At 77.0% G+C, this 265-nt stretch carries 1 protein-coding gene; it reads left to right on the top strand.

What is annotated here, in order from left to right:
* On the top strand, nt 1-265 hold a 265-nt coding region (locus G6O54_RS37195; RefSeq protein WP_165236249.1), incomplete at both ends, for a hypothetical protein.

The raw sequence follows: 265 nt of genomic DNA, 5'->3' as shown, positions 1-265 counted from the left end.
CCGGCTCACCTGGATGCTCGACCGCTCCGATCGGGCCGAGTCCGCCCACCTGGCCGGCGCCGTCGTCCGCGCGCGATCACGGCCGGATCGGGCCGAGGCGAGCGAGGCCCGCAGCCGTCGCGTCCGGGACCTCGGCGCCCAGCTCTTCTACCCGCTCTCGCCCCACGAGGACCGCGGCCCGGACTGGCAGGACGACCCGGCCTCGTGCCTCGCGGGCCTGGAGGAGACCGTCGAGGGCTGCCGCTGGCTGCTCGAGCAGTGGCGG

The organism is Aquisphaera insulae (assembly GCF_011064615.1).
Classification (GTDB): domain Bacteria; phylum Planctomycetota; class Planctomycetia; order Isosphaerales; family Isosphaeraceae; genus Aquisphaera; species Aquisphaera insulae.
The sequence above is the reverse complement of the archived record's forward strand: the minus strand, read 5'-3'. Positions and strand labels throughout refer to the sequence as shown.